25 protein-coding genes are annotated in these 26807 nt (G+C 59.1%); 21 read left to right on the top strand and 4 right to left on the bottom strand.

Going from position 1 to position 26807, the window contains the following annotated elements; genetic code table 11:
* The first annotated feature begins 4 nt into the window (after nucleotides 1-4).
* From IEX57_RS06100 to IEX57_RS06070, 7 genes are all read left to right on the top strand, one after another.
* Nucleotides 5-184: a YfgJ family double zinc ribbon protein gene (locus tag IEX57_RS06100; RefSeq protein ID WP_229708784.1), complete on the top strand. Its 180-nt coding sequence runs from the start codon at nucleotides 5-7 to the stop codon at nucleotides 182-184.
* Nucleotides 185-796, top strand: coding sequence for a riboflavin synthase (locus IEX57_RS06095; RefSeq protein ID WP_188703325.1), 612 nt, complete (start codon nucleotides 185-187; stop codon nucleotides 794-796).
* Entirely contained in the window at nucleotides 797-1906 is a 1110-nt protein-coding gene (gene ribBA, locus IEX57_RS06090; RefSeq protein ID WP_188703324.1) for a bifunctional 3,4-dihydroxy-2-butanone-4-phosphate synthase/GTP cyclohydrolase II, read from the top strand.
* A gap of 61 nt (nucleotides 1907-1967) precedes the next feature.
* Nucleotides 1968-2441: a 6,7-dimethyl-8-ribityllumazine synthase gene (gene ribH, locus IEX57_RS06085; RefSeq protein WP_188703323.1), complete on the top strand. Its 474-nt coding sequence runs from the start codon at nucleotides 1968-1970 to the stop codon at nucleotides 2439-2441.
* Nucleotides 2438-2929, top strand: coding sequence for a transcription antitermination factor NusB (gene nusB, locus IEX57_RS06080; RefSeq protein WP_188703322.1), 492 nt, complete (start codon nucleotides 2438-2440; stop codon nucleotides 2927-2929). The genes ribH and nusB overlap by 4 nt, the downstream gene beginning before the upstream one ends.
* A gap of 22 nt (nucleotides 2930-2951) precedes the next feature.
* The gene (gene thiL / locus IEX57_RS06075; protein WP_188703321.1) at nucleotides 2952-3923 is read left to right on the top strand and encodes a thiamine-phosphate kinase; all 972 of its coding nucleotides are present in this window, start codon (nucleotides 2952-2954) and stop codon (nucleotides 3921-3923) included.
* 35 nt (nucleotides 3924-3958) lie between these two features.
* On the top strand, nucleotides 3959-4462 hold the full coding sequence (locus IEX57_RS06070; protein WP_188703320.1) for a phosphatidylglycerophosphatase A family protein: 504 nt from the start codon (nucleotides 3959-3961) through the stop codon (nucleotides 4460-4462).
* 78 nt (nucleotides 4463-4540) lie between these two features.
* On the opposite strand, the gene bamC is transcribed toward IEX57_RS06070, so the two are convergent.
* Together bamC and dapA are read right to left on the bottom strand one after the other, a co-directional pair.
* Nucleotides 4541-5794 carry an NlpB/DapX family lipoprotein gene (bamC, locus tag IEX57_RS06065; RefSeq protein ID WP_188703319.1) on the bottom strand — a complete coding sequence of 418 codons (1254 nt, stop codon included), beginning with the start codon at nucleotides 5792-5794 and terminating at the stop codon, nucleotides 4541-4543.
* Between the two features lie 36 nt (nucleotides 5795-5830).
* Entirely contained in the window at nucleotides 5831-6706 is an 876-nt protein-coding gene (gene dapA, locus IEX57_RS06060; protein ID WP_188703318.1) for a 4-hydroxy-tetrahydrodipicolinate synthase, read from the bottom strand.
* A 656-nt stretch (nucleotides 6707-7362) separates the two neighbouring features.
* Here dapA and nagE point away from each other — a divergent pair.
* Nucleotides 7363-9336 carry an N-acetylglucosamine-specific PTS transporter subunit IIBC gene (gene nagE, locus IEX57_RS06055; RefSeq protein WP_188703317.1) on the top strand — a complete coding sequence of 658 codons (1974 nt, stop codon included), beginning with the start codon at nucleotides 7363-7365 and terminating at the stop codon, nucleotides 9334-9336.
* A gap of 228 nt (nucleotides 9337-9564) precedes the next feature.
* Here the strand turns inward: nagE and IEX57_RS06050 are convergent, their stop codons facing one another.
* Nucleotides 9565-10545, bottom strand: a complete 981-nt coding sequence (locus IEX57_RS06050) for a malate dehydrogenase (protein WP_188703316.1) — start codon at nucleotides 10543-10545, stop codon at nucleotides 9565-9567.
* A 331-nt stretch (nucleotides 10546-10876) separates the two neighbouring features.
* On the opposite strand from IEX57_RS06050, the gene IEX57_RS06045 reads away from it, so the two are divergent.
* The 13 genes from IEX57_RS06045 (at nucleotide 10877) to IEX57_RS05985 (ending at nucleotide 25534) form a co-directional block, all read left to right on the top strand.
* Entirely contained in the window at nucleotides 10877-11599 is a 723-nt protein-coding gene (locus tag IEX57_RS06045) for a GntR family transcriptional regulator (RefSeq protein WP_188703315.1), read from the top strand.
* Between the two features lie 119 nt (nucleotides 11600-11718).
* Nucleotides 11719-12093, top strand: coding sequence for a succinate dehydrogenase, cytochrome b556 subunit (gene sdhC, locus IEX57_RS06040; protein ID WP_188703489.1), 375 nt, complete (start codon nucleotides 11719-11721; stop codon nucleotides 12091-12093).
* Nucleotides 12087-12434: a succinate dehydrogenase, hydrophobic membrane anchor protein gene (gene sdhD, locus IEX57_RS06035; RefSeq protein WP_188703314.1), complete on the top strand. Its 348-nt coding sequence runs from the start codon at nucleotides 12087-12089 to the stop codon at nucleotides 12432-12434. The genes sdhC and sdhD overlap by 7 nt, the downstream gene beginning before the upstream one ends.
* Complete coding sequence (sdhA, locus tag IEX57_RS06030) at nucleotides 12434-14200, top strand: succinate dehydrogenase flavoprotein subunit (RefSeq protein WP_188703313.1); 1767 nt, start codon at nucleotides 12434-12436, stop codon at nucleotides 14198-14200. Before sdhD ends, sdhA begins: the two co-directional genes overlap by 1 nt.
* Before the next feature lie 20 nt (nucleotides 14201-14220).
* Entirely contained in the window at nucleotides 14221-14922 is a 702-nt protein-coding gene (locus IEX57_RS06025) for a succinate dehydrogenase iron-sulfur subunit (protein WP_188703312.1), read from the top strand.
* A 200-nt stretch (nucleotides 14923-15122) separates the two neighbouring features.
* Nucleotides 15123-15365 (top strand): FAD assembly factor SdhE, encoded by a 243-nt coding sequence (locus IEX57_RS06020; RefSeq protein ID WP_188703311.1) that lies wholly within the window; start codon nucleotides 15123-15125, stop codon nucleotides 15363-15365.
* A 64-nt stretch (nucleotides 15366-15429) separates the two neighbouring features.
* Nucleotides 15430-16713, top strand: a complete 1284-nt coding sequence (gene gltA, locus IEX57_RS06015) for a citrate synthase (RefSeq protein ID WP_188703310.1) — start codon at nucleotides 15430-15432, stop codon at nucleotides 16711-16713.
* A gap of 107 nt (nucleotides 16714-16820) precedes the next feature.
* On the top strand, nucleotides 16821-19646 hold the full coding sequence (locus tag IEX57_RS06010; protein ID WP_188703309.1) for a 2-oxoglutarate dehydrogenase E1 component: 2826 nt from the start codon (nucleotides 16821-16823) through the stop codon (nucleotides 19644-19646).
* Nucleotides 19647-19726: 80 nt separating this feature from the next.
* Nucleotides 19727-20974, top strand: a complete 1248-nt coding sequence (odhB, locus tag IEX57_RS06005; RefSeq protein ID WP_188703308.1) for a 2-oxoglutarate dehydrogenase complex dihydrolipoyllysine-residue succinyltransferase — start codon at nucleotides 19727-19729, stop codon at nucleotides 20972-20974.
* A gap of 126 nt (nucleotides 20975-21100) precedes the next feature.
* Nucleotides 21101-22534 (top strand): dihydrolipoyl dehydrogenase, encoded by a 1434-nt coding sequence (gene lpdA / locus IEX57_RS06000; RefSeq protein WP_188703307.1) that lies wholly within the window; start codon nucleotides 21101-21103, stop codon nucleotides 22532-22534.
* A gap of 96 nt (nucleotides 22535-22630) precedes the next feature.
* Complete coding sequence (gene sucC, locus IEX57_RS05995; protein ID WP_188703306.1) at nucleotides 22631-23800, top strand: ADP-forming succinate--CoA ligase subunit beta; 1170 nt, start codon at nucleotides 22631-22633, stop codon at nucleotides 23798-23800.
* Between the two features lie 141 nt (nucleotides 23801-23941).
* A complete protein-coding gene (gene sucD / locus IEX57_RS05990) occupies nucleotides 23942-24826 on the top strand; it encodes a succinate--CoA ligase subunit alpha (protein ID WP_188703305.1) in 885 nt (294 codons plus the stop codon).
* A 135-nt stretch (nucleotides 24827-24961) separates the two neighbouring features.
* On the top strand, nucleotides 24962-25534 hold the full coding sequence (locus IEX57_RS05985; protein ID WP_188703304.1) for an HI_0983 family protein: 573 nt from the start codon (nucleotides 24962-24964) through the stop codon (nucleotides 25532-25534).
* A 54-nt stretch (nucleotides 25535-25588) separates the two neighbouring features.
* Here IEX57_RS05985 and loiP read toward each other — a convergent pair whose 3' ends face one another.
* Nucleotides 25589-26338: a metalloprotease LoiP gene (loiP, locus tag IEX57_RS05980; RefSeq protein WP_188703303.1), complete on the bottom strand. Its 750-nt coding sequence runs from the start codon at nucleotides 26336-26338 to the stop codon at nucleotides 25589-25591.
* Nucleotides 26339-26807 lie beyond the last annotated feature (469 nt).

Here is a 26807-nt window from a genome sequence, read left to right as displayed (position 1 = left end):
CGAGATGTCTGACACCCAAACCCCCGCGATGCTGTGCCCGGATTGTGGCAAACCACTGGAAGAACTGGTGGCTTGCGGCGCTCGCGACTATTTCTGCAATAGCTGCAACGAACTCAAGTCCAAAACGCGCGTGCGTGAAACCAATGCCGCGTTGCTGGCTGCCCAAAGCAAGGAAAACCACTGAATGTTTACCGGTATTGTTCAAGCCGTTGGCACGATTGAAAAAATCACCCCGTTTGAAGGCGGTCTGACGCTGACCGTGGCCGCGCCAGAACTGGATATGTCTGACGTGGCGCTGGGCGACAGCATCTCGCACAACGGTGCGTGCATGACGGTGATTGAACTGTCTGAAGGGCATCGCTACCGGATTGATGTCTCCAATGAATCGCTGAGCGTCACGGTGGGTCTGGCTGCCGAGGGCGGCAAGGTCAATCTGGAAAAGGCCATGCGCCTGTCTGACCGCGTCGGTGGTCACCTTGTGTCCGGCCATGTGGATGGCGTGGGTCGCGTGGTGAGTTTCGATCCGGTGGGCGATAACCGCGAACTGGTGGTTGAAGCGCCAAAGGCGCTGGCAAAATACCTGGCCGCCAAAGGCTCGGTGGTGGTGAATGGTGTTTCGCTGACCACCAACAAGGTCACAGATGTCGAGGGCGGCTGCCGTTTCTCCATCAACCTGATCCCGCATACGCTGGCCGTGACCACGCTGGGCACTATTCAGGCTGGTGACAAGGTCAACCTGGAGATCGACCTGATCGCCCGTTATGTAGAGCGCATGATGTCGCTGGAGCAAGCGTAAATGGCGGCCAGCATTTCCCCCATCAAGGACATCATTGCCGATATCCGTCTGGGCAAGATGGTCATTCTGGTCGATGAAGAAGACCGTGAAAACGAAGGCGATCTGGTGCTGGCGGCAGATTACGTCACGCCGGAGGCCATCAACTTCATGGCCAAATACGGCCGCGGCCTGATCTGCCTGACACTGTCTGCCGAGCGCTGCCAGCAACTGGCGCTGCCGCTGATGGTGAACAACAACGGCTCCAGCCACGGCACCAACTTTACCGTCTCGATCGAAGCGGCTGAAGGCGTCAGTACCGGTATCTCGGCGCATGATCGCGCGCTGACCATCCGCAAGGCGGTGGCATTTGACGCCAAGCCGGGCGATCTGGTCTCGCCAGGCCATGTGTTCCCGCTGCTGGCGCAACCGGGTGGCGTGCTGGTGCGCGCCGGCCATACCGAGGCCGGCTCTGATCTGGCCATGCTGGGCGGTTTGTCGCCGGCATCGGTCATTTGCGAAATCATGAACGACGACGGCACCATGGCGCGTCTGCCCGAGTTGCTGGAGTTCGCTGCCGAGCATGACATCAAGATCGGCACCATTGCCGACCTGATCCATTACCGCAGCCAGACTGAAACGCTGATCGAATGCAAAGGCCGCCGCACGGTAGAAACCTTTGCCGGCGATTTTGAACTGGCCGTGTTCCGCGACAAACTGACCGAAACCACGCACCTGGCGCTGGTCAAGGGCGAACCGCAGCCCGACAAGGAAACGCTGGTGCGGGTACACGAACCCGCATCGCTGATGGACTGGCTGGATCTCTCGCATTCCGGGCATTCCTGGAATGTGCGCGAATCACTGGATGCCATCGCCAAAGCCGAGAGCGGCGTGATGATCCTGTTGCACCGTACCGAAGACGGCAATGATCTGCTGGCGCGCGCGCTGCCTGAGCTCAAGCTGGAGCAGGTACGCAAATGGGATATGCGCACCTACGGTATTGGCGCGCAGATGCTCAAGTCTTTGGGCGTCGGCAAAATGCGGCTCTTGAGCCCGGAGCGCAAGATTCCAAGCATGACCGGTTTCGGGCTGGAAATTACCGGCTTTGAATTGCCGCGTTGTGCAGAGAAATAAACAGGTTGCCTGCAAAACAAGCAGTGACAGCCGCTATAAATAACCTCATCAAGGATTAACCATGTCGATCAATCCATCGATTCCGTTTATTGCACCCGACTTCAATGGAGAAGGGCTGCGCATTGCCATCGTCATGGCGCGTTTCAATACACCGGTGTGCGAAGGCCTGCGTGATGCATGTCTGGCTGAACTGAAAAAACTGGGCGTCAAAGACGAAGACCTGCTGCTGACCACTGTACCTGGCGCGCTGGAAATCCCGCTGGTATTGCAGTCTCTGGCTGAATCGGACCAATACGATGCATTGATCGCGCTGGGCGCGGTGATCCGCGGTGAAACCTACCATTTTGAACTGGTTTCCAACGAGTCTGGCGCGGGCGTGACCCGTATTGGTCTTGATGCCGGTATCCCGATTGCCAACGCGATCCTGACGACCGAAACCGACGAGCAAGCTGAAGTGCGCGTGCAGGAAAAGGGCACCGATGCTGCCCGTGTTGCCGTGGAAATGGCCAATCTGCAAAAGGCGTTGCGAGCATGAGCGAAGTGAACCAGCCGGGCGCGGACGCGCCGAAGAAGCCGCCGAAGTCGGCCCGTCGCCGCTCCCGCGAATTTGCCATGCAAGGCTTGTACCAGTGGCAACTGACGGGTGAATCCATCCCCGCTATCGAGCGCTTCCTGAAAGAAAGCAGCCCGTACTTCGTCAAGGCCGACGAAGGCTTGTTCAAGTCCATCCTGGTGGGTGGCATCCAGAGCAATGCAGCGCTGACTGAAGCCCTGAAGCCGCACGTGGACCGTGACTTTGAAGAAGTCAGCCCGGTCGAGCGCGCCATTCTGTACGTGGGCGCGCAGGAAATCATCAACATGCCGGAAACCCCGTACCCGGTCATCATCAACGAAGCGATCGAGCTGGCCAAAACCTTTGGCGGTACCGATGGCCACCGTTTTGTGAACGGCGTGCTGGACAAGCTGGCCGCCGAAGTGCGCCCGGTCGAAGTGGAAGCCATCCGCGCCAAACGCGCACGTTGATCGCCACGGTGTCTGTTTCGTTGTGAACGAGTTCGACCTCATCAAGCGTTATTTCAACCCGGCCACCCAGCCCGCTGTGGCGGATCTGGGGATCGGGGATGACGCCGCCTTGCTCACGCCCCGCGCTGGTTGCCAGCAAGCCATTTCGGTCGACATGCTGGTCAGCGGCCGGCATTTCTTTGCCGACGTTGACCCTTGGCGGCTGGGTTACAAATCGCTGGCGGTCAATCTGTCTGATCTGGCGGCCATGGGGGCGGTGCCACGCTGGTTTACCCTGGCGCTGGCCCTGCCTGCGGCCGACACCGCCTGGCTGGACGCCTTCAGCCGCGGCTTGTTTCATCTGGCGCAATTGCACGGGGTGGAACTGGTCGGTGGGGATACCACGCGCGGGCCGCTCACCATCAGTATCCAGATTGCCGGCGAGGTCGAAACCGGCACCGCATTAACACGGTGCGGTGCCAGTGATGGCGACGATGTCTGGGTGTCTGGCGTGCTGGGGGCCGCAGCCGCGGCCGTGGCGCAGCGTACTGATGCACTGCAGCTGGCGCCCGAAATGCTGGCGCGCTGTCTTGACCGGCTGGAAATGCCCACGCCCCGTGTGGCCCTGGGCCGTGCCTTGCGTGGCCTGGCCAGCGCGTGCCTTGATGTCTCTGACGGCATCGTGGGCGATCTGGGCCATATCTGCGAGCGTTCCGGGTTGCGGGCGGAGTTGTTTGCCGAGTCGCTGCCGGTTGATCCGGTCCTTGGCGCATTGCCGCTGGCCACGCAGCAAAAGCTGGCACTGGCCGGGGGCGATGAGTACGAACTGTGTTTCTGTGCGCCTGCGACGCGGCGCGAACAGATTCTCCATCTGGCGCTGGAGCACGACTTGCCCTTGACCAGGGTTGGCCGTATGCTCGCCCCGCTGGCGGGTGCGCAAGCAGTGCAACTGGTCGATGGCCAGGGCGCTGCGCTCGCTTTCAGCCACGGCGCATTCGATCATTTTGGCGCATAGCGCCTGACTCCTGATTTTCACGCTGAAGGTTATTCATGGGAAAGAGCGGAGCCGTCCCGGCGGACTGGCGTTTCTGTTTCAGCCATCCGGCGCATTTCATTGCGCTGGGTTTTGGTAGCGGCGTAGCGCCAAAAGCGCCGGGCACGTTCGGCTCGCTGGCTGCCATCCCTTTGTACGCCGCCATGTTGTATCTGTGGCCGCCCATTTTCATTTTGTCGGTGACTGCGCTGGTCTTCGTGATCGGCTGGTGGGCTGCCAGCAAAACCGGGCACGACCTTGGGGTACATGATCACGGCGCAATCGTGATCGATGAAATCGTCGCCATGTGGCTGGTGTTGCTGGTGGTGCCGGTCAATTTCTGGTGGTGGATCGCCGCGTTTGCCGCTTTTCGTCTGTTTGATATCTGGAAACCATGGCCGATTCGCTGGTTTGATGCAAAAGTGCCGGGCGGTCTTGGCGTGATGGTGGACGATATCGTGGCGGCGTTTTATGCCGTGGTGGTATTGCTGCTGGCGCAGATGCTGTTGTTGCGCGGTTGAAGCGGGCAGGCGGGCGATGAGCCAGATAAAAAAACGGGCCAGATGGCCCGTTTTTTTGTAGCAAGCAAACCGCAGTGCTTACTTGAGCTGGGTTTGCAGCTTGGAGAGGATGTCGTACACAACTTTGGCATCGGCCGGCTTGCCGTCCTTGCCCGTCACGCTCACACGGATCGTGTTGACTTCCTGCTTGAGCAGCACCTGGAATTCGGATTGCTTGGCGACGCCGGCATTCGGGTCGGTCTTCTTCCAGAAAGCCAGCTTGTTCATGAAGCTGTCGCCTTTCTCTTCCTTGCCGATATCGGCTTCGGCCTGCTTCACGTAGTAAGTGCCTTCGGTCCGGTTGCGATCGAACACCACGTAACCGGTGCGGTCCAGCGCCAGGCCCACGCGGCGCCATGCACGGTCATACGTGTCGTTCACGCTCAGTGCCGTGTTGTTCTCAATCAGCGATGCACCATCCGGTACTTTGACCGGTGCGGCCACAACCTGTTGCGCTTGCTGTGCCGGCATGCCGAACTTCTGCAGCATCAGTGCCAGCATCTGGGCTTCCAGTTCCGGATCTTCCGGACGCGGAGTCCAGACGGTCTGGACGCTCGGATCGCCGCCAGCACTGCCACCGTTACGCGGGCTGTCGCTGCCGTTGTCTTTGTAGACTTCCTTCATGCCCTGATGGGTCAGGAAGATTTCCACGGTGCCCGGCTCGGTGCCTTGCTCTACACGGGTGCGGAAGCGGTCCAGCAGGCCGGTAGAGATCACGCCGTCGGCAATCTTGCGCAGCATGCGGGTCACGATGTCTTGCGGCAGATTGGCGCGGTTTTCCTGCCAGTCTGTTTCCATGATGCCGATCGACGGATTGTCGGTAGTCAGCAAGAAGCCGTTATCCAGCCAGAACTGGCGCACTTCCGGCCACAGTTTGGCCGGATCGCCCTGGACAACCAGCCAGCGCTGCGAGCCAGCCTGGACCAGACGGGCCGGCTGATTGGCAGAGACGGTGGAGGCCTTGGCGATGTTGGCTTCTTCGGTGTTCGCCACCGGGGCGACGGCCGGTGCGCTGGCGGCGACAGCAGCCGTGGTGGTCGCTGCTGCTGCGGCCGGGGCCGGGGCGGCGGTCTTGGCTGTTGTGGTGCCGGCAATGGTCTTGCCCGGTACCACGAAAGCGTTGGTGTTGTTCGGCGCGCTCAGATCGGGCGGCACTTCCAGTGTGTTGGTCGAAAGGTTGTCACTGCCGGAACGGTAATCAACCTTGCTCTGGAACGGCATCTGGTCAACAGAAGTACAACCCGCTGCTGCCAGCACGGCAACAAGGGGCATCAGGCGAAACACGTTTTTCATGAGCGGATTCTGCGTCAGGTAATGATCGGATATGGTTTATTGCAGGCCGGCGGCGTGCAGTGCCTTGCGCACCACGGGCTGCGCACTTTCAGAAAGGCGCGTCAGCGGCAAGCGGATACCGCTGCCGATCAGACCCATTTCTTCCAGTGCCCATTTAACCGGGATCGGGTTGGCTTCTACGAACAGATGTTTATGCAGGTCCTGCAGGGCATCGTTGATGGCACGGGCATCGGCAATGCGGCCAGCGGCTGCAGCAACACACAGATCATGCATCTGGCGCGGCGCCACGTTGGCAGTCACCGAAATCACGCCATGGCCACCCAGCAGCAAGAAGGCCAGTGAAGAGGCGTCATCGCCGCTGTACAGGCCAAAGTCTTTGGGCGCGCGCTTGAACAGGTCGGCTGCACGCTCAAGATTGCCGGTGGCATCCTTGAGGCCGACGATGCCCGGCAACTGGGCCAGACGCAGCACGGTGTCATTATTCATGTCGGCCACGGTACGGCCGGGCACATTGTAAAGCAGGGTAGGCAGGCCGGACTCTTCAGCAATGGCCTTGAAATGCTGGAACAGGCCTTCCTGGGTGGGCTTGTTGTAGTAGGGCACCACCGACAGGCCGTACTGCGCGCCGACGTCGCGGGCCTTTTTCGACAGGTGGATTGCTTCGCGGGTGGAGTTGGCGCCGGTGCCGGCAATCACCGGAACGCGGCCGGCGGCCTGTTCGACCACGACACGGATGATCTCTACGTGTTCTTCTACATCCACGGTCGGAGACTCACCGGTGGTGCCAACAGCGACAAGGCCGTCAGTACCCTGCGCGATGTGCCAGTCAACGAACTGCCTCAAACGATCAAAATCAAGAGCGCCGTCGTCCTTCATCGGGGTCACGAGCGCAACCAGACTACCTGTCAGCATGTGCAAATACCTGTATTGTCCACTGGAGTTCGTCGACGCAGGATACCCGTTGCCGGCGAATGTGCAAGCCGCCATTCTAACCGAAGCCAGGCCCGCTTGGCATCAAGAGTGAATGGCAGATTTTGTCACTACGAAATTACATGTTGCGCGCCGCGCCCGGCGCGGCCATCAGCCACGCTTTAACGCCTGGCCAGCCTGGCGGTGCACTTGTGGTGTGTAACAAGACCGCGATTCGAATTGGCCCGTAAAAATTTGAGTAAAAACAAAATCCAGAAGCGATTTTGCGCGTAAGTTACCGGGTTTTAAAATCGAGAATCACCTTGGCAAATACGTTGCGTCGCAGTTGGACAAAACATGGACCAAGGAAATAAAAGCGACAAATCGGTACAAGCAGATGATGGAAATGAAAGGCCGGTTGTTGGCGGCATATCGCTGCAATAGCATGCCCTTCATGTAATAAAAGGCATTGTCTTTCAGTTGCCTGGGCAATTGGAGCAAATGCTTTTTGCGCCTGACATTGCACATGACATAGCACGGTGGAATAATTCGCGTGGGTTTACATGTACCCTGGAAGCGATTACAACACCTTAAGGTGCTGTCTTGTGCAGCCTGAACTCTTATTAAAATTTTTTTCTTACGTATAAACAGGAGGCAACATGAACTTGCTGGGCGGATTACAGAGGTTGGGCCGCTCCCTGCAGCTACCAGTTGCAACATTGCCGGTGGCTGCATTGCTTTTGCGGTTGGGACAACCGGACGTGTTCAACCTGCCGTTCATTGCTGAAGCGGGTGGGGCGATCTTCGGGCAATTGGCACTGGTGTTTGCAATTGGTGTAGCGGTGGGCTGGTCCAAGGATGATGCAGGTGCGGCAGCGCTTGCTGGTGCTGTGGGCTATCTGATTCTCACCAAAGCCATGGTCGTGATCAACAAGGACGTCAACATGGGCGTGCTGGCCGGTATTCTGTCCGGTCTGGTCGCGGGGGCCATGTATAACCGTTTCCACGCAATCAAGTTGCCGGACTGGCTGGCCTTCTTTGGCGGCAAACGTTTCGTGCCGATCATTACCGGTTTGACCATGCTGATTCTGGCGGGGATTCTTGGCTATGTCTGGCCACCGATCCAGGCTGTGATCAAGGACGCCGGTGACTGGATGGTCAGCGCGCACGCCCTGGGCGCTGCCGTGTTCGCCACCGTGAACCGTCTGCTGATCCCGACCGGTCTGCATCAAGTGATCAACGCCCTGGCCTGGTTCCAGATTGGCGACTTCACCTATATGAAGGATGGCGTGTCCACCGTTGCCCACGGCGACTTGAACCGCTTCTTCGCTGGTGACGTGACCGCTGGCCAGTTCATGGCAGGTTTCTACCCGGTCATGATGTTTGGTCTGCCGGGCGCCGCGCTGGCCATGTACCTGGCTGCACCGAAGAACCGTCGCGCCGCTGTCGGTGGCCTGATGTTCTCCGTGGCTTTCACTGCGTTCCTGACCGGTGTGACCGAGCCGCTTGAATTCCTGTTCATGTTCCTGGCCCCGGGCCTGTATTTCGTTCACGCCCTGTTGACGGGTGTGTCGGCCTACATTGCCACCATGCTGGATGTACACGCAGGCTTCTCGTTCTCTGCCGGTGCGATCGACTTTGTGCTGATGTCCAAGCTGCCGGCTGCCAAGAACGTCAGCATCCTGCTGATCATGGGCGCGGTCTGGTTTGTACTGTACTTCGCACTGTTCTCCTTCTTCATCAAGGCATTCAATCTGAAGACCCCGGGTCGTGAAGATGAAGCGCCTGCTGGCGAAGGTGCTGCCCCGGCTCCGGTTTCCGGTGACATGGGTTCGCTGGCTTCTTCCTACATTGCTGCTGTAGGTGGTGTTGGCAACCTGACCGGTATCGACGCTTGCATTACCCGTCTGCGTCTGCAAGTGAATGACTCCAGCATCGTGAACGAAGCTGAAGCCAAGCGTCTGGGTGCTTCCGGTCTGATCCGTCTGAACAAGCAAAACGTTCAGATCATTGTCGGGCCGAAGGCTGAAATGATTGCTGACGGTATGCGTCGTCAAGTCGGTGCTCCGGCTGCTGCTCCGGCCCCGGCCGCTGCTGCCCCGGCGCCGGCGCCGAAGCCTGCTGCTGCCGCCCCGGCACCGGTTGCTCCGGTCGCTGTGCCGACATCGTCCAAGGGTCTGGTTCTGGTTGCACCGCTGACCGGTAACATCGTGCCGCTGGATCAAGTGCCGGATGCTGCATTCGCCAGCAAGGCTGTAGGCGAGGGTATTGCCATCCAGCCGACAGGCAAGTTTGTTGTTGCCCCGGCAAGCGGTACGCTGGTCAAGATCTTCAACAGCAACCACGCTTTTGCCCTGGTGGCAGATAGCGGTGCGGAAATCATCGTTCACATCGGTATCGAAACCGTGAAGCTGGGCGGTCAGGGCTTTACCCGCCTGGCTGAGCAAGGCGCTCACGTGAACGCTGGTGAACCGGTGCTGGAACTGGATCTGGAATACCTGGCTGCCAACGCCCAGTCGTTGATCAGCCCGGTGGTGATCAGCAACTCTGACCAGTTCGCTGGTCTGGCTGATCTGGCTTCCGGTTCGGTTGAAGCTGGCAAGTCTGCGCTGTACACCGTTGTGAACAAGTAATTGTTCAACGGAGCCCCGCGCCGCAAGGTGCGGGGTAAAACAAAAAGCGGAGGGTCGAACGACCCTCCGCTTTTTGTTTGCCTGCTGTTTGTGTTGCCGAGTACGCCCGCAATGGCCTGGCGTCGGGCGATGGCATTGCGCGACGTTTTACGATTGCCGCACACAGATACTGGCCAATAAAAAAGGCGAGCCGCAATGGCTCGCCTTTTTGCTGGAAGCTGAAACCGCTTACGCCAGCAGGTGCTTCACGGCGTCACGTTCTTCAGACAGTTCCTTGTACGTGGCATCCATCCGCGAGCGGCTGAATTCGCTGACCGCCAGACCCTGGATGATTTCGTACTTGCCGTCCTTGCAGGTAACCGGGTAGCCGAAAATGATGTCGCTGTAGCCGTATTCGCCATTAGCCGGAACACCCATGGTGACCCAGTCGCCTTCCGGTGTGCCCAGCACCCAGTTGCGGATGTGGTCGATGGCGGCGTTGGCGGCCGAAGCAGCAGAGGACAGACCGCGTGCCTTGATAATGGCGGCGCCACGTTGTTGCACGGTCGGGATGAACTCGGCTTCCAGCCACTTTTGATCGTTGATCAGTTCAGCGGCGTTCTTGCCGTTGACTTCAGCATGGAAGATGTCCGGGTACTGGGTGGAGGAGTGATTGCCCCAGATGGTCATCTTCTTCACGGCGGTCACGGCATTGCCGGTCTTCTGGGCAATTTGCGTCAACGCGCGGTTGTGGTCCAGACGCATCATGGCGGTGAAGTTGGCCGGGTTCAGGTCCGGTGCGTTCTTCATGGCGATGTAGGCGTTGGTGTTGGCCGGGTTGCCGACCACCAGCACTTTCACGTCGCGGCTGGCGACTTCGTTCAGGGCGCGGCCCTGAGCGGTGAAGATGGCGCCGTTGGCTTCCAGCAGGTCCTTGCGTTCCATGCCCGGGCCACGCGGACGGGCACCTACCAGCAGGGCGATGTCAGCATCCTTGAAGGCCACTTTCGGGTCGTCGGTTTGCACGATGCCAGCCAGCAGCGGGAATGCGCAGTCGTCCAGTTCCATGACTACGCCGTTCAGGGCGGGCAGCGACGGGGTGATATCCAGCAATTGCAGAATAACCGGTTGATCCGGGCCCAGCATCGCGCCGGAAGCAATACGGAACAGGAGGCTGTAGCCGATCTGGCCGGCTGCGCCGGTTACGGCAACGCGTACGGGTTTTTTCATTGATTACTACTCCGCGTAAAAGTGGGCGGGCATCCCGCCATCGACGACAGCGCAGGGCGTGGCCTTGCGCGCCATGAAGCAGCGTGTCCGGTTCTCGTCAGCCCGTATGTTGTGGCAAAGCCGTTGCTACATCTTTTTTGGGGCTTTGGCTGAGGTTGAGCAGGGCAGTACCGAACCAGACTGTTATTACAAAGTGGCGAAAGTCTATCACGCACTCCCGTGCAGGTGGTACGTTTTGGCGGCTTTGTACCGCTATTCGGTGGTTTGTCTTATGTCTTATATAAGACTGTAGTAGACTCCATGGCGACAACATGTTAAAAAGCTGCAAATCATGAAAAAGCTCATTGCCCAATCGCTCTATCAACAGGTGATGCGTGAGGTTCTCACTGATATTGAAACCGGCATGTGGCAAGGCGATGAAGCCCTGCCCAGCGAGCAAGAACTGGCTCAGCGTTTCGGTGTCAGTCAGGGAACCGTCCGCAAAGCGCTGGATGTCCTCGTGGCCAGCAATGTGTTGTATCGGCGCCAGGGTGTGGGCACGTTTGTCACCGACGCAGGGGACGATCTGGGGAACATGCGGTTTGCGGCGCTCAATGAGCATGCGGCAAGAGCCCCCAAGGTTGAAGTGCTGAGTTGCGTGAAAATTCATGCCGGCGAATACCTTGCAGAAGTGCTGAATCTGCGCCGTAGTGCGCCGTTGTGGCAGATCCGCCGGCTGGTGCGGGTTGAGGGTGAAGTGATTGGCGTGGATGAATCCTTGCTGTCCGAGGTGACATTCCCGGCGCTGGATATGCGGCGGCTGCGTGAGCTGGGCGGCAATATCCGCGCCATGTGCTGGCGTGATTATCGTGTCCGGCTCAAGGGTAGCGACATCCGCTACCGCGCGGTGCCGGCGGCGCAGACGGAAGCCAGGCTGTTGCAGATTGAAGTCAACGAGCCGGTACTACAGGTGATTCGCCTGTCGAAAGATTTTGAGGACGTGCCGCAGGTGTGGAGCGCGGCATGGTTCTGTAGTGAGAAATATGCGTTGCAGTCGGTCGAGATGATCGGCTGACGCACAGGTTGTATCCGGGTTGTTCATTTGCCTGAAAAGTGATGTGAACAATCTGAACGATGCAGTGGATGGCAGTAACGGTTCTCAAACTTGTGAGTCAAAAAGAAGGATTTGTGCGTATGAGTCAAACAAGACCCAAGCACCTCGCGCTGTGGCAAATCAGATTGCCGATACCGGGGATAGTCTCGATTCTGCATCGCGCCAGTGGGGCGCTGATGTTTGTAGCGATTCCCTTCATGTTGTATGCCCTCGCAGGTTCCCTCTCTTCCGCGGAGCACTTTGATGCGTTTCGCGCCTGTATTGCCAACCCGCTCGTAAAAATCCTGTTGCTGGTCGTGCTGTGGGGCTTTTTGCATCACGCCTGTGCCGGTGTCCGCTTCTTGCTGCTGGATGTGCACAAGGGTCTTGATCTGGCCACTGCCCGCCTGACTGCAAAACTGGTGCTGGTCGTGAGCCTGGCGCTGACTGTCATCATCGGGGGTCTGACATGGTAAATCGTCACGTCATCGGCGCGCATTATGGTCTGCGTGACTGGCTGGCCCAGCGCGTCACCGCCGTGGTCATGCTGGTTTATACGCTGGCTGTCGTCGTGTTTTTGCTGGCCGCCCACAATCAGGGTTTTGATGGCTGGAAAGCCTTGTTCGCCTGTACCTGGGTGAAAGTGCTGACCCAGATCACCGTCCTTGCGCTGTTGTGGCATGCCTGGATTGGCGTGCGCGATATCTGGATGGATTACATCCAGCCCGTCGGCGTGCGTTTGACCATGCACGTGCTCACGCTGGTATGGCTGCTGGGCAGCCTCATTTATTCCGTTAAAGTGGTGTGGGGTGCCTGATGTCTGTTCCCGTTCGCAAATTTGATGCAGTCATCGTCGGTGCCGGTGGCGCCGGTCTGCGCGCAGCCCTGCAATTGTCTGAAGCCGGCCTGAAAACCGCCGTGCTGTCCAAGGTGTTCCCGACCCGTTCCCACACCGTTGCAGCACAAGGCGGCATCTCCGCCTCGCTGGGCAACGTGCAGGAAGACAAGTGGGAATGGCATATGTACGACACCGTGAAGGGGTCGGACTGGCTGGGCGATCAGGACGCGATTGAATTCATGTGCCGTCAGGCGCCAGAAGTGGTCGTTGAGCTGGAACACTTCGGCATGCCGTTTGACCGCCTGGAAAACGGCAAGATTTATCAGCGTCCGTTCGGTGGCCACATGGCCAACTTCGGCAAGACACCGGTGCAACGCGCCTGTGCCGCCGCTGACCGTACCGGCCACGCCATGCTGCACACGCTGTATCAGCGCAATGTGCGCGCCAACACCCAGTTCTTTGTGGAATGGATGGCGCTGGACCTGATCCGTGACGCCGATGGTGATGTGGTCGGCGTGACCGCGCTGGAAATGGAAACCGGCGAAACCTACGTGCTGCACGCCAAGGCGGTGTTGTTTGCTACTGGCGGTGCCGGTCGTATCTATTCTGCTTCCACCAACGCCTTTATCAATACGGGTGACGGTCTGGGCATGACCGTGCGGGCCGGTATTCCGCTGGAAGACATGGAGTTCTGGCAATTCCACCCGACCGGTGTGGCCGGTGCCGGCGTGCTGATTACCGAGGGCGTGCGTGGCGAAGGCGGCATTTTGCTGAACGCCAATGGCGAACGTTTCATGGAACGTTACGCCCCGAACGCCAAGGATCTGGCCTCCCGCGATGTGGTGTCCCGCGCCATGGCGCTGGAAATTCTGGAAGGCCGTGGCTGTGGCAAGGAAAAAGACCACGTTCTGCTCAAGCTCGATCACCTGGGCCCGGAAATCATCAACCATCGCCTGCCGGGTATCCGCGAAATCGCCATCAAGTTTGCTGGCGTAGATCCGATCAAAGACCCGATCCCGGTGGTACCCACCACGCACTACATGATGGGCGGCATTCCGACCAACTATAAGGGCGAAGTGGTGGCCCCGCAGGGTGACAACCCGGAAGTGCGCGTGAATGGTTTCTACGCTGCCGGCGAGTGCGCTTGTGCCTCGGTGCACGGCGCCAACCGTCTGGGTACCAACTCGCTGCTGGATCTGGTGGTGTTCGGCAAGTCTGCCGGCAACAGCATGATCGACTTCATCCGCAACGAGCGTCCGGACTGGAAGCCGCTGCCGGAAAACGCCGAAGCCTTCTCGCTGGCCCGCCTTGAGCGTCTGGAAAACCAGACCGGTGGTGAAGAAGTGGCCGACGTTCGCGCCGCCATGCAAAAGTGCGTGCAACTGCGCGCTGGCGTGTTCCGTAACGATGAGAACCTGGCCAAGGGCGTGGTGGAGATCAAAGAGATAGCCGAACGCGCCCGGCGCACCCAGATCAAGGACAAGTCCAAGGTCTGGAACACCGCCCGTACCGAAGCGCTGGAGCTGGAAAACCTGATCGAAGTGGCGCTGGCCACACTGATTTCGGCCGAAGCCCGTAAAGAATCGCGCGGTGCCCATGCCCAGGATGACCATCCGGATCGCCACGATGACGAATGGATGAAGCACACGCTGTACGACGGCCAGAAGCGCTCGCTGTCGTACAAGCCGGTGCATACCCAGCCGTTGTCGGTTGAATACATTGCTCCGCAAAAGCGCGTTTACTAATCGGCGAGAGTACACAGATCATGAAAATGCATTTCCAGCTGTACCGTTACAACCCGGATGTCGACGCCAAGCCCTACATGCAGGACTACCACGTCGAACTGGAACCGTCTGACAAGAAGCTGCTGGACGCGCTGGTTCGCCTCAAGGCCGTGGATGACACACTGAGCTTTCGGCGTTCCTGCCGTGAAGGCGTGTGCGGTTCTGATGCCATGAACATCAACGGCAAGAATGGTCTGGCCTGTATTACCGACCTGACCGAACTGAAGCAGCCGGTGCAGATCCGCCCGCTGCCGGGCCTGCCGGTGATCCGCGATCTGATCGTGGACATGACCCAGTTCTTCAAGCAATACCACTCGATCAAGCCGTATGTGATCAACAACGATCCGGCCCCGGAGCGTGAGCGTCTGCAATCGCCGGAAGACCGCGAAGAACTCGACGGCCTGTACGAGTGTATTCTGTGCGCCTGCTGTTCCACGTCGTGCCCGTCGTTCTGGTGGAACCCGGACAAGTTCGTTGGCCCGGCCGGCCTGCTGGCGGCGTACCGCTTTATTGCCGATACCCGCGACACCGCCATCAACGAGCGTCTGGACAACCTGGAAGACCCGTACCGTCTGTTCCGTTGCCACACCATCATGAACTGCGTTGATGTGTGTCCGAAGCATCTGAACCCGACGAAGGCGATTGGCAAGATCAAAGACCTGATGGTCAAGCGCGTGGTGTGAGGGGCTACTGCGCGCATGCAGAGTGAGTCCCGGCTGTGCTCGTGTTCCTCACGTACATACCGTACGTTCCGGTCGCTGCGCGCAGGCGGAACCCAATCCGCAAGCGCTCGCTACGCCCGAGGCGTCGGCTGATGGTTTGGTGGTATGCCAGGGGCGCGGTTCGGGCGTTGTCTGAAAATGTTTTTGCAGGACTGAGAGCAGTGGACGAAGTTGAAAAGAAACGCATCGTCTGGCGGTCACGCCGGGGTTTGCTGGAGCTGGACATCCAGTTGGAGCGCTTTGTGCGCGACGTGGTGCCCGGGTTCAGTGATGCTGAATGGTTAGCCTATTCGCAGATGTTGTTGCTCTCTGATAACGATTTGCTGGATTACCTGAACGGCAAGGCGCAGTGCCCGGATCAGGGCCTTGTGCCGATGATCGAACGGGTTCGCGCGCAGAGATAGTTTAGATACACGGTCTGACCTCCCCGCGGGGAGGTGCGGCATTGCAAACCAGGAGCTTGTAAACATGGCAGAAAACAAAGTTACTCTGACTTACACCGGCGGCACCATTGACCTGCCGGTCCAGTCGGGCACGCTGGGTCCCGATGTGGTGGATATCCGCACGTTCTCCAAAACCGGGATGTTTACTTATGACCCGGGTTTCCTGGCGACCGCCTCGTGCGAATCCGCGATCACCTTTATTGATGGTGATCAGGGCCAGCTTTACTACCGTGGTTACCCGATTGAGCAACTGGCAGAGCATTCCGACTACCTGGAAACCTGCTATCTGCTGATTTTCGGTGAACTGCCGACGGCCGAACAAAAGGCCGACTTCGTCAAGACCGTGACCCGCCACACCATGGTGCACGACCAGATGACCCGTTTCTTCCAGGGTTTCCGTCGTGACGCGCACCCGATGGCGATGATGGTTGGCGTGACCGGTGCCTTGTCTGCGTTCTATCAGGACAGCCTGGACATCAACAATCCGCGTCACCGCGAAGTGACCATGTACCGCCTGATCTCCAAGATCCCGACGATCGCGGCCATGTGTTATCGCTACAGCAAGGGTCTGCCGTTCAACTATCCGAAGAACGACCTCTCTTACGCGGCCAACTTCCTGCAAATGATGTTTGCCACCCCGTGCGAAGACTACAAGCCCAACCCGGTGCTGGTCCGCGCGCTGGATCGCATCTTCACGCTGCATGCTGATCACGAACAGAACGCTTCGACTTCGACCGTGCGTCTGGCCGGTTCGTCGGGCGCCAACCCGTTTGCATGTATCGCCGCCGGTATCGCATGTCTGTGGGGCCCGTCGCATGGTGGCGCCAACGAAGCCGTGCTGAAAATGCTCGACGAAATCGGTTCGGTCGACAACGTGCCGGCGTTCATGGAAGGCGTGAAGAACAAGACCCACAAGCTGATGGGTTTTGGTCACCGTGTTTACAAGAACATGGACCCGCGCGCCGCCATCATGAAAAAGACCTGCGACGACGTACTGAAAGAACTGGGTCTGGAAAACGATCCGAAGTTCAAGCTGGCCATGGCGCTGGAAAAGATCGCCCTGGAAGACCCGTACTTCATCGAACGCAAGCTCTACCCGAACGTCGATTTCTACTCCGGCATCGTGCTGACCGCGCTGAACATTCCGGTTTCCATGTTCACCGTGATCTTCGCGCTGGCCCGTACCGTGGGCTGGATCAGCCACTGGAACGAAATGATTTCCGATCCGGGCATGAAGATCGGCCGTCCGCGCCAGTTGTACACCGGCTCGCCGCGTCGTGATTACGTGCCGGTCGAGAAGCGCAAGTAATCAGGTTGTGATGTAAAGCAACACGTAGTACCACGGTCCGCGGGCGCGGACCGTGCGCAAGCACCCCGGCCAGGCAGACCGGGGGTTCAGTAGACAGGACACTGGCCATGAAACGAGAGCTGGAACAGTTAGCATTGAATTCTCATTTGTTCGGCGGCAATGCCCCCTTTGTGGAGGACTTGTACGAGCAATATCTGGAAGATCCCAACCTGGTTGATCCGGGCTGGCGTACTTACTTCGACAAACTCCAGCAATTGCCTGGTGCCACCGCCCGCGATATTCCGCGCGCGCCGATCGAAGAGTCGTTCCGCCAGTTGGCCCGCCAGCCGCGCGCCATGGCTGTGCACGCTTCGGTGGCCGAGGATTCGGTCTCGCGCAAACAGGTAGAAGTGCTGCGCATGATGCAGGCCTACCGTCTGCTGGGCAGCCGCAATGCCACGCTGGACCCGCTGTGCCGCATGGACACAGACTACGTCGAAGAACTCGACCCCAAATTCTACGGTTTCACCGAAGCCGATATGGCGCTGACGTTCGGCACCAATATCAAATCGATGGAACGCGCGTCGTTGTCTGAAGTCATCGCCTTTGCCAAGCAGACCTACTGCGGCAATGTGGGCCTTGAGTTCATGCACATGACCAATTCCGAGGCCCGCAAATGGGTGCTGGAATACTTTGAAGAACGCCGCTCCACGCCGTCGTTCAACAAAGACCAGAAGCTGCGCATCCTCAAGCAAGTGACTGCTGCGGAAACGCTGGAGCAGTACCTGCACAAGAAATACGTCGGCCAGAAGCGTTTCTCGCTGGAAGGCGGCGATTCGATGATCCCGGCCATGGATTATCTGGTGCAGATGGCAGGCGAGCAGGGCATCCAGGAAATGGTGATCGGCATGGCCCACCGTGGCCGCCTGAACATGCTGGTCAATATTCTGGGCAAGCAGCCGCGCGATCTGTTCAGCGAGTTCGAAGGTCGTCCGACCACCGAACTGCCGTCTGGCGACGTGAAGTACCACAATGGTTTCTCGGCTGATATCCCGACCCCGGGCGGCCCGATCCATCTGTCGCTGGCGTTCAACCCGTCGCACCTGGAAATCGTCAACCCGGTGGTTGAGGGCTCGGTGCGCGCGCGTCAACAACGCCGCCAGGACCGCACGGGCGACCAGGTGTTGCCGGTGCTGATCCACGGTGACTCGGCCTTTATTGGTCTGGGCACCAACCAGGGTACGTTCAACTTGTCGCACACCCGTGGCTACGGCACGGGCGGTACGGTGCATCTGGTGGTCAACAACCAGATCGGCTTTACCACGTCCGACACGCGCGACACCCGTTCCACGCTGTACTGTACCGACATCGCCAAGATGGTCGAGGCGCCGATCTTCCACGTGAACGGGGATGATCCGGAGGCCGTGTGTTTTGTGGTGCACGCTGCCATGGAATACCGCCGCGTCTTCAAGAAAGATGTCGTGGTCGATATCGTTTGCTTCCGCAAGCACGGTCACAACGAGGCGGATGATCCGTACCTCACCCAGCCGATGATGTACAAGCGCATCGCCGCCCACCCGGGCGTGCGCCAGAAGTATGCCGACAAGCTGATCGCCGAAGGCGTGGTACAAGCCGAACAGACCGCCGCGCTGATCACCGCTTACCGCGCTGCGCTGGATAAAGGCGAGCACGTTGAGCAGACCTCGCTGACGGACTACAAGCGCTCTTACGCCATCGATTTCAGCCGCTACATGGGGACGCACTGGCGTCATCCGGTGGTGACTTCGGTACCGCAGGCCGACCTGGCCCGCCTGACCGAGAAATTCACCACCGTGCCGGAAGGCTTCAAGCTGCACCGTACGGTAGAGAAGGTGGTGGCAGATCGTCGCGAGATGGCTGCTGGCAACCTGAATGTCGACTACGGCATGGCCGAACATCTGGCCTACGCCACGCTCTTGACCGAAGGCTACGCCGTGCGTATCTCCGGTGAAGACTCCGGTCGCGGCACCTTCAACCACCGCCATGCCGTGTTCCACGACCAGAATCGTGAGCGCTGGGACCAGGGCGTGTACGTGCCGCTGCAAAACCTGTCGGATAACCAGGCGCACTTTGCGGTCATCGACTCCATCCTGAACGAAGAAGCGGTGCTGGCCTTTGAATACGGCTATGCGTCTTCTGCACCGGATGAACTTGTAATCTGGGAAGCGCAGTTCGGTGACTTCGCCAACGGCGCGCAGGTGGTGATTGACCAGTTCATCGCTTCCGGCGAAACCAAGTGGGGCCGTCTGTGTGGCCTGACCATGATGCTGCCGCACGGTTACGACGGTGCCGGTCCTGAGCATTCGTCGGCACGCGTCGAGCGTTTCCTGCAGTTGTGCGCCGAGCACAATATCCAGGTGGTGCAGCCGACTGAAGCCAGCCAGGTCTTCCACATGCTGCGTCGCCAGATGGTGCGCCCGGTCCGCAAGCCCTTGATCGTGATCATGAGCAAGCGTTTGCTGAAGGCCAAGAACGCCGCCAGCCCGATCGAACATTTCACCAGCGGCGAGTTCCGCAACGTGATTGGCGATACCGCCGGCCTGGATGCCAAGAAGGTCAAGCGCGTGGTGGTGTGTGCCGGTCAGGTGTATTACGACCTCGACAATGCCCGCCGCGAACGCGAGATCAAGGACATTGCCATTGTCCGCGTTGAGCAGCTGTACCCGTTCCCGACCGAAGAATTGCAGGCAGAAATGGAGAAATACCCCAATGCCCGCGAAATGGTCTGGGTGCAGGAAGAGCCGCGCAACCAGGGCGCCTGGCACCAGATCCGCCATCGTCTGGAAAGCGTGACCACGCAAAAGCAGACCCTGCGCTATGCCGGTCGCCCGTCGTCCGCATCGCCGGCCGTGGGTTACATGAGCAAGCACACCGCGCAGCTCAAGGCTTTCCTCGACGACGCACTGACCCTTTAACAACTCGCCTTCCAACGCGGCAAGCGCATCGCACAGCTTGCCGCGTCTTGTTACCAACAAGAACCAAATTGGAGTAACTCATGATCATTGAAATCAAAGTCCCGCAACTGCCGGAATCCGTTGCTGAAGCCACCCTGTTGCAATGGAAGAAAAAAGAAGGCGAGGCGGTTGCCCGTGACGAAACGCTGATCGACCTGGAAACCGACAAGGTTGTGCTGGAAATCCCGGCACCGCAGGCGGGCGTGCTGGTGTCCATCGTCAAGCACGAAGGCGATAACGTCGGCAGCAATGAAGTGATCGCAACGATTGATACCGAAGCCAAGGCCGCAGGCGCTGCCCCGGCACCGGCCGCAGCACCGGCTGCACAAGTGACTGAAGACAAAAAGCGTGTGGCTGAAGCCGCACAAGCCCACGGCGTGGAAGCCTCTGCCGTTGGCTTTGGCACCGCCGTCATGCCGGCCGCCAAAAAGCTGGCCGCAGATGCAGGGATCGATGCCGGTCAGGTTGCCGGTTCTGGCCGCGGTGGTCGTGTACTGAAAGAAGACGTGCAAGCCGCCATTGCCTCTGGCAGCAAGCCTGCCGCTGCACCGACCCCGGCCGTGCCGGCCTTTGTGCTGCCGCAGGGTGATCGCCAGGAGCAGCGCGTGGCCATGAGCCGCCTGCGCCAGCGCGTGGCAGAGCGCCTGCTGGAATCGCAACAGACCAACGCCATCCTCACCACCTTCAATGAAGTGAACATGAAGCCGGTGATGGATCTGCGTAACAAGTACAAAGACCGTTTCGAGAAAGAACACGGCGTGAAGCTGGGCTTCATGGGTTTCTTCGTCAAGGCTGCCGTGCATGCCCTGAAGAAGTACCCGATTGTGAATGCCTCGGTAGACGGTAACGAGATTGTCTACCACGGCTACTACGATATCGGCGTGGCCGTCGGCAGCCCGCGTGGCCTTGTGGTGCCGATCATCCGCAATGCTGACCAGCTGAGCCTGGCGGACATCGAAAAGACCATCGCTGACTTTGGCAAGCGCGCCCAGGAAGGCAAGCTGACCGTGGAAGAACTCACTGGCGGCACGTACACCATCTCTAACGGCGGCACGTTCGGCTCCATGATGTCGACCCCGATCATCAACCCGCCGCAATCGGCGATCCTGGGCATGCATGCCACCAAGGAACGCGCTGTGGTCGAGAACGGTGAAGTGGTTGTGCGCCCGATGATGTACCTGGCCCAGTCTTACGATCACCGCATCATCGACGGCCGCGAAGCCGTGTTGAGCCTGGTGGCGATCAAGGAAGCGATTGAAGACCCGAGCCGTCTGATTCTGGACATCTGATCTGAATGTGAGGCGTGAGCGGTGAGGTGAGAGGTGCAAACCCTCGCCACTCGCGCTGGCAAATTGCAATGGTGTGCCGGGGTTACACCTCACCCCTCACGCCTTACTCCTCACGGTTAACAACACATGGCACAACAATTTGACGTACTGGTCATTGGCGGTGGCCCCGGTGGTTACGTGGCTGCTATCCGCGCTGCGCAACTCGGTTTCAAGACGGCCTGCGTAGACGAATTCAAGAACGCCGAAGGCAAGCAAAGCCTGGGCGGCACTTGCCTGAACGTGGGTTGTATCCCGTCCAAGGCATTGCTGGAATCGTCCGAGAACTGGGAACGCGTGAACCACAAGTTCGCCGCCCATGGCATCACGGTATCCGGTGCGAAGTTTGATGTTTCCAAAATGCTGGAACGCAAGGACGGCATCGTTGCCAAGCTCACCGGCGGCATCGGTTTCCTGTTCAAGAAGAACAAGGTCACCAGCCTGTTTGGCCACGGCAAGCTCTTGAGCCGCAATGGCGACAAGTGGCAAGTCGAAGTGACGGAGTCGGGCAAGACCGAAGTCGTTGAAGCGACCCACGTCATCATCGCCACCGGTTCCGTGCCGCGTCAGCTGCCGGGCCTGCCGGTGGACAACAAGGTTGTGCTCGATAACATCGGCGCGCTGTCGATTCCGGATGTGCCCAAGAAGCTGGGCGTGATCGGGGCAGGCGTGATCGGCCTGGAAATGGGCTCGGTCTGGAAGCGTCTGGGTGCCGATGTCACCATCCTTGAAGCGGCCCCGGGTTTCTTGCTGGCTGCGGATGAAGCCATTGCCAAGGAAGCGCAGAAGATTTTCATCAAGGAACTGGGCCTGAAGATCAGCACCGGTGTGAAGATCAACAGCACCAAGGCCGCGGCCAAGTCGGTCAAGGTGGAATACACCGACAACGAAGGCAAGGATCACACCGAGACTTTCGACAAGCTGATCGTGTCGATCGGCCGCGTGCCCAATACCTGGAACCTGGCCGAACAAGCCGTTGGCCTGCCGCTGGACGCCCGTGGTTTCATCGAGGTAGACGCCGATTGCCGCACCAGCCTGCCCAACCTGTGGGCCGTGGGTGACGTGGTGCGTGGCCCGATGCTGGCGCACAAGGCGTCGGAAGAGGGCGTGGCCGTGGCTGAACGCATTGCCGGCCAGCACCCGCACATCGACTTCAACACCGTGCCGTGGGTGATCTACACCAGCCCGGAAATGGCCTGGGTGGGCAAGACCGAACAACAACTCAAGGCCGAAGGCGTTGAATACCGCAAGGGCCAGTTCCCGTTTGGCCCCAACGGCCGCGCACTGGGCCTCGGGGAGACTGCCGGCTTTGTCAAAATGCTGGCTGATGCCAAAACCGATCGCATCCTGGGCGTGCACATCATCGGCCCGTTTGCCTCGGAACTGATTACCGAAGCCGTGGTAGCCATGGAATTCAATGCTTCGTCTGAAGACCTGGCCCGCATTGTTCATGCGCATCCGTCGCTGTCTGAAGCCGTGCATGAAGCGGCTCTGGGCGTCGACAAGCGCGGTTTGCATTCTTGATGTGTGAGAACAGAGGTGTGAAGCGTGAGGGGTTAACCCGCAAACCACGCTTTTACGCCTCGCTCCTCACTCCTTACTCCTCACAAGGATTTACAAATGAATCTGCATGAATACCAGGCCAAGGAACTGCTGGCCAAATACGGTCTGCCGGTACAACGTGGCATTCTGGCGGACAGCGCAGAAGCTGCCGCTGCTGCGTACGACCAGCTGGGTGGCAAGTTTGCCGTGGTCAAGGCCCAGGTTCACGCCGGTGGCCGTGGCAAGGCCGGTGGCGTGAAAGTGGTGAAGAGCCGCGAAGAAGCCGCTGAAGTTGCGAAGACCCTGATCGGCACCAACCTCGTGACCTACCAGACTGACGCCGCCGGCCAGCCGGTGCACAGCGTGCTGGTGTGTGAAGACATGTACCCGGTGCAGCGCGAACTGTACCTGGGCGCCGTGGTGGATCGCGGTTCGCAGCGCATCGTATTCATGGTTTCCACTGAAGGTGGCGTGGAAATCGAGAAGGTGGCTGAAGAGACCCCGGAAAAGATCATCAAGATTGAAGTGAACCCGCTGACCGGCATGCAACCGTTCCAGGCACGTGATGCTGCGTTTGCACTGGGTCTGGCTGGCGCACAGGTGAAGTCGTTCGAAAAACTGATGCTGGGCGCATACCAGGCCTTCGTCGAAAACGACTTCGCCCTGTTTGAAGTGAACCCGCTGGCCCTGCGTGAAAACGGCGAACTGGCCTGCGTGGACGGCAAGATCAACCTGGACTCCAACGCACTGTTCCGTCACCCGGACCTGCTGGCCCAGCGCGACAAGTCGCAAGAGAACGAGCGTGAAGTGAAGGCCTCCGAGTTCGAACTGAACTACGTGGCGCTGGAAGGCAATATCGGTTGTATGGTGAACGGCGCCGGTCTGGCGATGGCCACCATGGACATCATCAAGCTCAAGGGTGGCCAGCCGGCCAACTTCCTGGACGTGGGCGGTGGTGCGACCAAAGAGCGCGTGATCGAAGCGTTCAAGCTGATCCTGGCCGATACCTCGGTGCAGGGCGTGCTGATCAACATCTTCGGCGGTATTGTCCGTTGCGACATGATCGCTGAAGCCATTATCGCCGCCGTGAAGGAAGTGAACGTGACCGTGCCGGTTGTGGTGCGTCTGGAAGGCAACAACGCCGAACTGGGCGCCAAGATTCTGGATGATTCCGGTCTGAAGCTGACTTCTGCCCAAGGCCTGAACGACGCAGCACAGAAGATCGTCGCGGCTGTTGCCGCGCTGTGAGGGGTGAGGCGTGAGGAGTGAGGGGTAAACCCTGCTGTTCACGTACATCCTTTATCTTGAGACAGTTATGCAGGGTGCAGTGGTGCAGGTTTTGAGGGTTACACCTCACACCTGATCCCTCACACCTCACAAGGAAAAGCAATGAGCGTTCTTGTAAACAAAGATACGAAAGTGCTGGTGCAGGGTTTCACCGGCAAGAATGGCACCTTCCACGCTGAACAAGCGCTGAAGGTCGGCACCAAGGTCGTCGGCGGCGTGACCCCGGGCAAGGGCGGTTCCGAGCATCTGGGCCTGCCGGTGTTCAACACCATGAAAGACGCTGTGCGCCAGACCGGTGCTGATGCCTCTGTCATCTACGTGCCGGCAGCTTTTGCCAAGGATTCCATCCTGGAAGCGCTGGACAGCGGCGTGAAGCTGATCGTGTGTATCACTGAAGGCGTGCCGACCATCGACATGTTGTACGTGAAAAAGGCCGTGGACGAAGCCGGCGTGCGCCTGATCGGCCCGAACTGCCCTGGCGTTATCACCCCGGGCGAGTGCAAGATCGGCATCATGCCGTGGCACATCCACAACCCGGGCCGCATCGGCATCGTCAGCCGCTCCGGCACGCTGACCTATGAAGCCGTGGCGCAAACCACTGCGCTGGGTCTGGGCCAGTCCACATGTATCGGTATCGGCGGCGACCCGATCCCGGGCACCAGCCACATCGACGCCCTCAAGCTGTTCCAGGACGATCCGGATACCGACGCCATCATCATGATCGGTGAAATTGGTGGCTCTGCTGAAGAAGAAGCCGCCGAGTTCGCCCGTCAGTACGTGACCAAGCCGGTGGTGGGTTACATCGCCGGTGTGACTGCCCCCAAGGGCAAGCGCATGGGCCACGCTGGCGCCATCATTTCTGGCGGCAAGGGTACGGCTGAAGAGAAGTTCAAGGCTTTCGAGAAAGCTGGCATTGCGTACACCCGCAGCCCGGCTGAAATCGGCAAGACCATGCATGAACTGCTGAAGTCCAAGGGCATGATCTAAGTCATTGATCGTGTTTCTGGCCTGACAAAAAGCCCGCGTTTGCGGGCTTTTTGTTTGATTGGCGCTGGCTGGGCGCGGGCAGGGCATGCCAGTATCATGAAGTCCCGATAAAAACAGTCAACCCGGAGTGGATTCATGCGATTCAACGCCTTATGGGCAGGATGTCTGCTGGCCGTGGCCGCCCAGGCGCATGCCGACGGATTACGTGCGCCGCAAACGCTGCGCTTTGATGATCAAACCTGGAGCCAGGTCTGGCATAAAAAAGCAGGCAAGCAAGAAGTGTATGAATACACCACCAACGGCGAGCAATCGGAAGACTGGAAATGGACTCGCCTGATCACGCTGAATCGGCTCAATACCGGCAAGATCACGGCGCTGGAATGGAACAAAAGCGTCTCTATCCAGCTGCAAAAGGCCAAAGTGCAGGATTTCCAGCTGGGTGAGCGCAACAACGATCAAGACGCCACGGCGTTGATCATTTACCCGCCCAGCCCCACGCATCCGGTGTACGAGACCAATGCCTGGCTGACGCGTTATGTGCAAAGCTGCGGTGGCCTTGTGAGCTGGCAGCTGGCGCGGCAAATAGCCGATGCACCGGCAGATGCCAGTGCCGATGAAAAACAAAAGGCACACGTCGCCGCCGCCGATGCGGCCCGGGCGGATCTGGCGCTCTTGCTCAAGCAAGACTGGCAACCCGAATGTGAATGATAGCCAACTAAAAAAGCCCGCAACCGCGGGCTTTTTTGTTGGCGTTGCCAGGGCTTATTTGCCCGAGGCGATGCGGTCCTGAATGTGTTTGGCGCGGTCAGCAGAGGCCGGGTGCGAGCTCATGATGCTGCTCTGGCCGCCATCGAGCTTCGCCAGTTTCTGGAAACTGGTCACCAGCGCTTGCGGGTTGTAGCCCTTGCTCTTCAACAGATCAAACGAGTAATCATCAGCCTGGCTTTCCTGCTTTTGCGAGAACTGGGCGTTGACCAGTTGCTCACCCAGATCAGCCAGTTGCGATTTGCTCAGCGCGCCCACCGTGCCGCCGACCGAGCCGGCTGCGCCGCGCGCTGCGCTAACGCTATAAGCCACCTGGGCGGCTTTCTTGGTGTGACCCAGTGCGACGTGGCCGATTTCATGACCCAGCACGGCGCGGACTTCATCGTCGGTCATCAGGTCCATCAGACCGCTGTATACGCGCACGCAGCCGTTGGCCATGGCCCAGGCGTTCACATCCTTGGTCTGGTACACCTTGAAGTTCAGCGGGGCGCCGTTAACGCTGGTGGGCAGGCCCTTGCTGACGTTGGCCAGGCGTTTCACGTAGGTGCTGCTGGCGGCGGCGATCTGGTTCTTGCTGTCCTGATCCTGGCAGGACGCCACAGACAGTTGCTGAACGTCGCTATCAGTCAGCATGGCGGCCTGGGCCGCTGTCGCGCCCGATTGCATCAGCGCATTGGTATCCATATTGGCGCAGCCCGCCAGCAGCAGGGCGGCCACAAGGGCAGGGGTGTAAAGACGGCGTTTCATGTGCGGTTTCCTTTGTATTGCCGGTCTGGTGTCAGCCGGTGAGCCTTGATTGTTGCCTGTAGCAGGCAATTTTCCTATCGGACTTTCCGCAATCAGAGGGTAAATGCCGGATTTTTCATGACATTTTGTCAGGCGCTCAATGGCGTTCCGCAAGCGGGGCGGGTGTTTCTGGCGGGAGCGCACCGCCGGTTGCGCCGCCCAGCGCGGTTTGCCGCTGCGTTGGCGTGATGACAACGGTGTTGCAAAAATGTACTGGCCGCCAGCGCGCTACAGTAAGGCGCCTACCGTTCGTCTTTGCGCGTTGTTTGCGCATGCGGGGGCCTGTTTTGGGCGCTGATGGCCCGTCTGCGGATCATGCTTACAGTTTTACGCAAATGGAATATTTGAAAACCGATTAAAAACAAGCAATTGTCATTTTATTGATTCTCAAATGGCATAACCGGGCTTGTCAGAAAACGCCAGAAATATG

It is taken from the genome of Silvimonas iriomotensis (assembly GCF_014645535.1).
In the GTDB taxonomy this organism is placed as follows: domain Bacteria; phylum Pseudomonadota; class Gammaproteobacteria; order Burkholderiales; family Chitinibacteraceae; genus Silvimonas; species Silvimonas iriomotensis.
Note: the sequence above shows the minus strand (reverse complement) of the source record. Positions and strands in the feature narration are given on the sequence as shown.